Annotated in this window: 7 protein-coding genes; 2 read left to right on the top strand and 5 right to left on the bottom strand. The window is 59.3% G+C overall.

What is annotated here, in order from left to right:
- On the bottom strand, positions 1-218 hold a 218-nt coding region (locus IE079_RS18065; protein WP_227712597.1), incomplete at its 3' end, for a transposase.
- A 188-nt stretch (positions 219-406) separates the two neighbouring features.
- The gene (locus tag IE079_RS18060) at positions 407-1,036 is read right to left on the bottom strand and encodes a hypothetical protein (RefSeq protein WP_227712596.1); all 630 of its coding nucleotides are present in this window, start codon (positions 1,034-1,036) and stop codon (positions 407-409) included.
- Positions 1,037-1,372: 336 nt separating this feature from the next.
- On the opposite strand from IE079_RS18060, the gene IE079_RS18055 reads away from it, so the two are divergent.
- Together IE079_RS18055 and IE079_RS18050 are read left to right on the top strand one after the other, a co-directional pair.
- Complete coding sequence (locus IE079_RS18055) at positions 1,373-2,356, top strand: integron integrase (protein ID WP_189578342.1); 984 nt, start codon at positions 1,373-1,375, stop codon at positions 2,354-2,356.
- Between the two features lie 125 nt (positions 2,357-2,481).
- Complete coding sequence (locus IE079_RS18050; RefSeq protein ID WP_189578340.1) at positions 2,482-2,835, top strand: hypothetical protein; 354 nt, start codon at positions 2,482-2,484, stop codon at positions 2,833-2,835.
- A 104-nt stretch (positions 2,836-2,939) separates the two neighbouring features.
- On the opposite strand, the gene prpF is transcribed toward IE079_RS18050, so the two are convergent.
- The 3 genes from prpF to prpC all read right to left on the bottom strand — a co-directional run bounded on the left by prpF (position 2,940) and on the right by prpC (position 8,319).
- Positions 2,940-4,118 carry a 2-methylaconitate cis-trans isomerase PrpF gene (gene prpF, locus IE079_RS18045; protein ID WP_189578338.1) on the bottom strand — a complete coding sequence of 393 codons (1,179 nt, stop codon included), beginning with the start codon at positions 4,116-4,118 and terminating at the stop codon, positions 2,940-2,942.
- A 119-nt stretch (positions 4,119-4,237) separates the two neighbouring features.
- Positions 4,238-6,850, bottom strand: a complete 2,613-nt coding sequence (acnD, locus tag IE079_RS18040) for a Fe/S-dependent 2-methylisocitrate dehydratase AcnD (RefSeq protein WP_189578336.1) — start codon at positions 6,848-6,850, stop codon at positions 4,238-4,240.
- 338 nt (positions 6,851-7,188) lie between these two features.
- On the bottom strand, positions 7,189-8,319 hold the full coding sequence (gene prpC / locus IE079_RS18035) for a bifunctional 2-methylcitrate synthase/citrate synthase (protein ID WP_189578334.1): 1,131 nt from the start codon (positions 8,317-8,319) through the stop codon (positions 7,189-7,191).
- Positions 8,320-8,324 lie beyond the last annotated feature (5 nt).

Raw genomic sequence — 8,324 nt, 5'->3', positions numbered from 1 at the left:
GAGTAGGCGAACAGGATGATCTTCAGCAGAATCGCCGGATCATAGGCCAGCCGGCCAGTGTCGTCGTTGCGGTACTTGGGGTGGAACACCGACAGGTCCAGCTTGTGCTCGATCAGATAGTGCACCGCGTGCTCGAAGGTGCCGGGCTGGAGCTGTTCCTGGTAGTTGATCACGACCATCGCGTCCTGGTCGTAGTTGTAGTGCCTGAAGCGGGGCATGGGACGGGTCCTTGTCGGCCTGCGATGACTCAATGCTACCAAAACCAGAGCGGGATTTTCGGGACTTTTTCTACAGCCTCAACGCCCGGCTCACGCGCCGGTTTGGAGCCGCGAAGCGGCGGAAAATCGGTCGCGGTGCAGCCGATTGTTATCCGATGTTTCGAATCGCCACAGCGCCTATTCGGAAACTAAGTTGTCGCTTTTGTCATTGGAGCTACTTGAATTTTATCTGATCCATTAAGCGTAAGAATAACTGCAAAGCACAATTCATCCGATAACTGTATCCAATGATGTCCTAGCAACATCCAAATACGATCGAACCACTGCTTAATTTCAGCCTCTGGAGGAGTATAGGGCTCGTGAAGAACAGCTGTCCGGCTCGCGTGCAACATTTTCCCACATTGGTGGTCATATAGATGGAGAAATTCTTCTTTCGTAAGATACCCCTCTAGAAGAGCCACGGTACTTGGTGGGTCTACCTCGCGATCAAGCTTCTCTATTGGGTTTGGATAAAAGTTCGGATTAACTTGCTCCAAATATTTGAAAATTTTCCTTGCATTCCACTCCCGCCCGGCGATCTTTCTCGATATCTCTGCTCCAGCGTCCTTGTGAGCTAGCACGGAGGAATACATAATGAGCTCCAAAATCTTTCGGAAGTTCAAAAAGCATAACTCAACATCGGCCGCTGGTAGCCCTGTAAGAGAGCGCCCAGCCGTGAGTGCTCCGCCAGCCTTACCAACTAACTTTAATCGAGAACGAATTTCGTGCATATACACTGCATACCGCTTAGAAGCTGACGTGAGATCTAGCGTATCCATTGGTTAATTTCTAATGTTCATGGGTAACCCGGAAGCATAACAGTTTATTCTACGTCAAAAATGGCCATATGCCCGGGCGAGCCTACCGCACAGGCTGATGATAATATCCCTGCAATTCAACACATTGCCACTACACGAACCCACCCGTGAGCACACATTCATTCCGCAAAAAGCGACAAACTGTCGGTTTATTTCGAATATACCGTCAAAAGTGGCCGAATATCCGGTGAGTATTCCAAATAACGGCAACGCCCACCAAAACTGTGACACAAGTCACACTGAAAGCATTGCTGATACTGTACAAATGCACAGTTATTTTCTGGAGCTCATCGTGCCATGGGCGTGCCACCGCCAGTATCCTCGCAATCGCCCCGCTTTCTCGACCAGCTCCGCACGTTTATCCGTGCTCGGGGCCTGGCCTACCGAACAGAGAAAACCTACTGCGCCTGGGTCCGGCGGTTCATTCGTTTTAACGAGTATCAATCCCACGATCAGCTTGATGCTCATCATATTCAGGCTTTTCTTAGCTACCTGGCGGTCGATCAGCATTGTTCAATCAATACGCAGAAAACCGCGCTGAACGCACTGGTATTTTTGTTCCGAGAGTTTCTCGGGCAGGAGATACCGGACCTGAACTTCCGGAAGGCAGCTGTGCGTCGCAAGCTTCCTACCGTACTTTCGAGTTCCGAAGTAGCCCGCGTGCTTGTGCGTCTTCACGGTTCCCACCGTTTGATGGTTCAGATGATGTATGGCTGTGGACTGCGGGTCATGGAGGTGGTTCGGCTTCGTGTGAAGGACATCGATATCGAGAATCAGGCGCTTTGGGTCCAGGAAACCAAAGGAGGAAAGGCCCGCAGAACGTTGTTGCCCGAACGGCTGAAAAATACGCTGGCCGAGCAGATCCGATGGGTCACGGAGCTTCATCGGTGCGATCTACAGGCCGGGTATGGCAGTGTCTATCTACCGAACGCCCTGGACAGAAAGTACCCGAATGCGCCTTTCGAACTCGGATGGCAGTACCTGTTTCCCGCGCGACATTATTCCACCGACCCTCGCAGCGGTATGGAGCGCAGGCACCACATCAACGAGCGTCAGCTGCAGCGATCAGTCAAACAGGCGAGTCAGAAGGCTGGTATCAATAAGAGGGTATCCTGCCATACTTTCAGGCATTCTTTTGCGACCGAGCTACTTCGGCAAGGCACGGACCTTCGTGCCATTCAGGAGATCCTGGGCCACACCTCCATCGAAACCACACAGATCTACACGCATGTTGTCGGTCTGCATGAACGCGGAATGGTCAGCCCCATCGACCGTCTTTAGCCGTCGCAGAGGCTTCTCCAAGCATGCTACCGGTGCAGCATCAATAGCGACAACACCCTGGGGCAGATGAACGTGGTCAAAACCTACTCGGGCAAATCTACGACTACTTTACAGGCGACTGAAGCATGGACGCAGAACTCATTTTCGCATTCATCTTCGCCGGCTGCCTGTTCACGGCCTTGATTTCCTGGCTGGTGTTTGGCCGTTTGTCCATGGCGAAAATCGAGAAAGCCATTATGGCAGAGGGCAAACCCCGACCCTGCCCCTGGGATGGTGTTGGCGGCCGCCTTGTCTGGTATGCGTACGCGGTCGCGTTACCTGAGCCATTTTTCAATGATATGGACAATCGCCAGCTCAAGACTTCGGATGTAAAGCGATACACAACAAGGGCTGACCGGCTGCGGGCATGGATGTTCATGGTTGCCGGGCATGGCTTCGTGCTGCTGGTTTTCACTGCCGTGATCTTTGACTTTGGGTGACGGTCAGAGACGGACTCCAGCCCACAAAAAAGCCGCCAGGCCCAAAAGGGCAATGGCGACAACACGTCAGGAGACCAACCCTGAATCGAATCTATTCCGGGTGCCTAGAACGAATCCCCAGGCACCCTCACCCAACCTTCCATCAAAACCCTCGCACTACGACTCATAACAGCCTTTTCAGCAGTCCATTGCCCATTAACCTGCTTAGCCTCAGCCCCAACCTGCAAAGTCCCGGACGGATGCCCGAAGGTCACAGAAGTCCGATCCCCGCCCCCGGCAGCAAGATTCACCAGGGTGCCAGGCACCGCAGCTGCCGTAGCAATCGCCACAGCCGCCGTCCCCATCATCGCATGATGCAGTTTCCCCATGGACAGGGCCCTGACCAGCACATCCACATCACCGGCTTTGATGTCCTTGCCACTGGAGCTCAAGTAATCCTTCGGCGCAGAAACGAAGGCAACCTTGGGCGTATGCCCCCGATCCGCCGCTTCCTCCGGCTTCTGGATCAATCCCATCTTCACGGCCCCGTAAGCGCGAATCGCCTCAAACCGCGCCAGCGCCTCGGGATCACCATTAATAGCCGGCTGCAACTCGGTCCCCTCATACCCGATGTCCTCCGCATTCACGAAGATGGTCGGTATACCGGCGTTGATCATGGTGGCCTTGAAGGTCCCCACATCGGGCACCTCCAGCTCATCCACCACATTGCCGGTGGGGAACATGGCGCCTTCGCCGTCCGCCGGGTCCATGAACTCCACCGCCACTTCCGCCGCCGGGAAGGTGACACCGTCCAGCTCGAAGTCGCCGGTTTCCTGCACTTCGCCGTTGGTCATGGGGACCTTGGCGACGATGGCCTTGGCAATGTTGGCCTGCCATATACGGACAGTGGCTATGCCGTTGTCCGGTACCCGGCTCTTGTCCACCAGGCCGTTGGTGATGGCGAAGGGGCCCACAGCGGCGGAGAGGTTGCCGCAGTTGCCGCTCCAATCCACGAAGGCCTTGTCGATACCCACCTGGCCGAACAGGTAGTCCACGTCGTGGTCGTCGCTCTGGCTACGGGCCAGGATGACGGTTTTGCTGGTACTGGAGGTGGCGCCACCCATGCCGTCGATCTGTTTCTCGTAGGGGTCGGGGCTGCCGATGACGCGCATCAGCAGTCTGTCCCGGGCTTCGCCGGGTTGCTGGCAGCGTTCCGGGAGGTCTTCCACGTTGAAGAAGACGCCTTTGCTGGTGCCGCCACGCATATAAGTGGCGGGGATTTTTATCTGGGGTGTTTTGCTCATGGACGGGTACCTTGTGTTCAGGTCTGGCTGGTGGCGGTAGCCTGCTCCACCCTCACCCTGGCCCTCTCCCCTCAAGGGAGAGGGGATTTAGGGCGCGGGCTGGGGAGTTGTCTGGAGCCTTAGGCCGCCGTTTCGGATTGGAGGAAATCCTCGGCGAAGCGTTGTAGTACGCCGCCGGCCTTGTAGATATCCACTTCCTCCGCTGTGTCCAGGCGGCAGGTTACCGGGACCCGTTCGGTGTCGCCGTTCTGGCGGTGGATGACCAGGGTCAGTGCGGCGCCGGGGGCGGCGGTGCCTTCCACGTCGTAGGTTTCGGTACCGTCCAGGTTCAGGGTCTTGCGGGTGGTGCCTTCCTCGAACTGCAGGGGCATCACGCCCATGCCAATCAGGTTGGTGCGGTGGATGCGCTCGAAGCCTTCGGCGGCGATGGCTTCCACGCCTGCCAGTGCCACGCCCTTGGCGGCCCAGTCACGGGAGGAGCCCTGGCCGTAGTCTGCGCCGGCGATGATGATCAGCGGCTGCTTGCGCTCCATGTAGGTTTCAATGGCTTCCCACATGCGGGTGACCTTGCCTTCCGGCTCGACCCGGGCCAGGGAGCCCTGCTGCACGTTGCCCTGCTCGTCCCGCACCATTTCGTTGAACAGTTTGGGGTTGGCGAAGGTGGCGCGCTGGGCGGTCAGGTGGTCGCCGCGGTGGGTGGCGTAGGAGTTGAAGTCCTCCTCCGGCAGGCCCATCTTGTGCAGGTATTCACCGGCGGCGCTGTCCATCATGATGGCGTTGGACGGCGACAGGTGGTCGGTGGTGATGTTGTCCGGCAGGATCGCCAGCGGGCGCATGCCCTTGAGGGTTTTCTCGCCCACCATGCCACCTTCCCAGTACGGCGGGCGGCGGATGTAGGTGCTCTCGGGGCGCCATTCGTACAGCGGGCTGACCAGGTTGCGGGCATCCTTCGACACGTCAAACATGGGGATGTAGGTCTTGCGGAACTGCTCCGGCTTCACCGCTTTCTTGACGATGGCATCGATTTCCTCATCGCCGGGCCAGATGTCCTTCAGGGTGATGGGGTTGCCATCGGTGTCGTAACCCAGGGCATCCTTCTCGATATCGAAGCGGATGGTACCGGCAATGGCGTAGGCCACCACCAGCGGCGGAGACGCCAGGAACGCCTGCTTGGCGTAGGGATGGATACGGCCGTCGAAGTTACGGTTGCCGGACAGCACCGCCGTGGCATAGAGATCACGGTCTACCACTTCCTTCTGAATGACCGGATCCAGGGCGCCACTCATGCCGTTGCAGGTGGTGCAGGCGTAGGCGACCACGCCGAAGCCCAGGTCTTCCAGTTCCGGCAACAGCTCGGCTTCTTCCAGGTACATCTTCACGGTCTTGGACCCCGGCGCCAGGGAGGACTTCACCCAGGGCTTGCGGGTCAGGCCCAGTTTATTGGCGTTACGGGCGATCAGGCCCGCGGCCACCATGTTGCGGGGGTTACTGGTATTGGTACAGCTGGTGATGGCGGCAATGATCACGGCACCATCGGGCATCTTGCCCTCTTCCTTTTCCCAGGGGCCGGCAATGCCGCTTTCCGCCAGCTGGGACGTTGGCAGGTGGGCGTGGGGGTTGGACGGGCCCGCCAGGGTGCGCTCAACCTTGCTCAGGTCGAAGGTCAGCACCCGCTCGTACTCGGCGGCTTTCAGGTCGTCGGCCCACAGGCCGGTGTGTTTGGCGTACTTCTCGACCAGTTCCACCTGCTCGTCTTCACGGCCGGTGAGTTTGAGGTAATCGATGGTCTGGCCGTCGATGTAGAACATGGCCGCCGTGGCGCCGTATTCCGGGGTCATGTTGGAGATGGTGGCTCGGTCGCCCACGGTCAGGCTGTCGGCGCCGTCGCCGTAGAATTCCAGGTAGGCGCCCACCACCCGCTCCTTGCGCAGGAACTCGGTGATGGCCAGTACCATGTCGGTGCTGGTGATGCCCGGGCGCAGCTTGCCTTTCAGCTCCACGCCGACAATGTCCGGCAGGCGCATCATGGAAGCACGGCCCAGCATCACGCTTTCCGCTTCAAGACCACCGACGCCGACGGAGATAACGCCCAGGGCGTCGACCATCGGGGTGTGGCTGTCAGTGCCCACACAGGTATCCGGGTAGGCCACGCGGCCGCCTTCCCCGTCCGGGCGCACCTGCACCACCGGCGACATCTTCTCCAGGTTGATCTGGTGCATGATGCCATTGCCCGGAGGAATCACGTCCACATTCTCGAAGGCGGTCTTGGTCCAGTTGATGAAGTGGAAGCGGTCGTCGTTGCGGCGGTTCTCGATCTCCCGGTTCTTCTCGAAGGCGTCCTTTTCAAAGCCGGCATGCTCCACGGCCAGGGAGTGGTCGACGATCAGCTGGGTGGGGACCACCGGGTTCACCTTGGCGGGGTCGCCACCCTTCTCGGCGATGGCGTCCCGCAGACCGGCCAGGTCCACCAGGGCGGTCTGGCCCAGGATGTCATGACACACGACGCGGGCCGGGTACCAGGGAAAGTCCAGGTCACGCTTGCGCTCGATCAGCTGTTTCAGGGAGTCCGTCAGCGCGGCTGGGTCACAGCGGCGTACCAGCTGTTCCGCCAGGATGCGGGAGGTGTATGGCAACGTGGCGTAGGCGCCTGGCTGGATGTCTTCTACAGCCTGGCGGGTATCAAAATAGTCCAGGTCGGTGCCTGGTAAGTTCTTGCGGTATTGGGTGTTCATTTGGGGGCTCTCTTGGAATGCCATGTTCGTTTTTTATCCCCTCTCCCTTGAAGGGAGAGGGTTAGGGTGAGGGTGAAAGCGGCGGACACGTGGCTTGTCGTCTCCACCCTCACCCCGGCCCTCTCCCCTCAAGGGAGAGGGAGCCAAAACGGAGGCCAGACTCGAATTCCTGGCCTGGCCCTTGGTTGCGCCGTGCTCCGTTCCATCCCCTCTCCCCTGGAGGGAGAGGGTTAGGGTGAGGGGGGAGCGGCGGACTCTTGAGTTGGAGCCTCCACCCTCACCCCCGGCCCCTCTCCCCTCAAGGGAGAGGGGGGCTCACGGCCCTCACTTACTCGTTCTTACGGGCGCTCGTCGATGGGCACCCACTTCGAATCCGCAGGCCCGGTGTAGTCGGCGCTGGGGCGGATGATTCGGTTGTTCTCCCGCTGTTCCTTCACGTGGGCGGTCCAGCCGGACACCCGGGACATCACGAAGATGGGGGTGAACAGTTCGGTGGGGATGCCCATGAAGTGATAGGCCGACGCGTGGAAGAAATCGGCGTTGCAGAACAGCTTCTTCTCCCTCCACATGACTTCCTCGCAGCGCTCGGATACCGGGTAAAGGACGGTGTCGCCCACTTCCTCCGCCAGCTTCTTCGACCACTGCTTGATGATGGCGTTGCGGGGGTCGGACTCCTTGTAGATGGCGTGACCGAAGCCCATGATCTTTTCCTTGCGCTCCAGCATACCCAGCAGGCCTTCTTCGGCCTCGTCCGGGGTCTGCCACTTCTGGATCAGGGCCATGGCCGCCTCGTTGGCGCCGCCATGTAGTGGGCCGCGCAGGGTGCCGATGGCGCCGGTCACACAGCTGTGGATGTCCGACAGGGTCGAGGCACACACGCGAGCCGTGAAGGTGGAGGCGTTGAATTCGTGCTCCGCATACAGGATCAGGGACACGTTCATCACCTTCTCGTGCAGCTCATTCGGCTTCTCGCCCAGCAGCAGCTCCAGGAAGTGGCCGCCAATGGAGTCCACGTCGCTCTCGGTCTCGATACGCACGCCCTCGTGGGCAAAGCGGTACCAGTAGGTGATGATGGACGGGAACGCCGCCAGCATGCGGTCGATCTTATCGTCCTGCTCGCTGAAGTCCTGCTCGGTTTCCAGGTTGCCCAGCATGGAGCAGCCGGTACGCATTACGTCCATGGGGTGGGCGTCTTTGGGGATCTGCTCGAGAACGGCCTTGAGCGCGTCCGGCAGGCCGCGCAGGCTCTGCAGCTTCTGCTTGTAGCTGTCCAGCTCCTGGCGGTTGGGCAGCTTGCCACGCAGCAACAGATAGGCGATTTCCTCGAACTGGGCCTTTTCCGCCAGGTCGGCTATCTCGTAGCCCCGGTAGGTCAGGCCAGCGCCGGATTGCCCGACGGTACACAGGGCGGTTTCACCGGCTACCTGGCCACGCAGGCCCGCACCTCCGAGTTTCTTTGCTTCAGCCATCGGTT

The sequence above is a fragment of the Marinobacter zhanjiangensis genome (genome assembly GCF_014651935.1).
GTDB lineage: Bacteria > Pseudomonadota > Gammaproteobacteria > Pseudomonadales > Oleiphilaceae > Marinobacter > Marinobacter zhanjiangensis.
This window is presented reverse-complemented; position numbering and strand designations above follow the sequence as displayed.

Bases quoted from the DNA above. Each gene is read 5' to 3' on its own strand.
- IE079_RS18060 (WP_227712596.1), bottom strand. From the start codon at position 1,036: ATGGATACGCTAGATCTCACGTCAGCTTCTAAGCGGTATGCAGTGTAT.
- IE079_RS18055 (WP_189578342.1), top strand. From the start codon at position 1,373: ATGGGCGTGCCACCGCCAGTATCCTCGCAATCGCCCCGCTTTCTCGAC.
- IE079_RS18050 (WP_189578340.1), top strand. From the start codon at position 2,482: ATGGACGCAGAACTCATTTTCGCATTCATCTTCGCCGGCTGCCTGTTC.
- prpF (WP_189578338.1), bottom strand. From the start codon at position 4,118: ATGAGCAAAACACCCCAGATAAAAATCCCCGCCACTTATATGCGTGGC.
- acnD (WP_189578336.1), bottom strand. From the start codon at position 6,850: ATGAACACCCAATACCGCAAGAACTTACCAGGCACCGACCTGGACTAT.
- prpC (WP_189578334.1), bottom strand. From the start codon at position 8,319: ATGGCTGAAGCAAAGAAACTCGGAGGTGCGGGCCTGCGTGGCCAGGTA.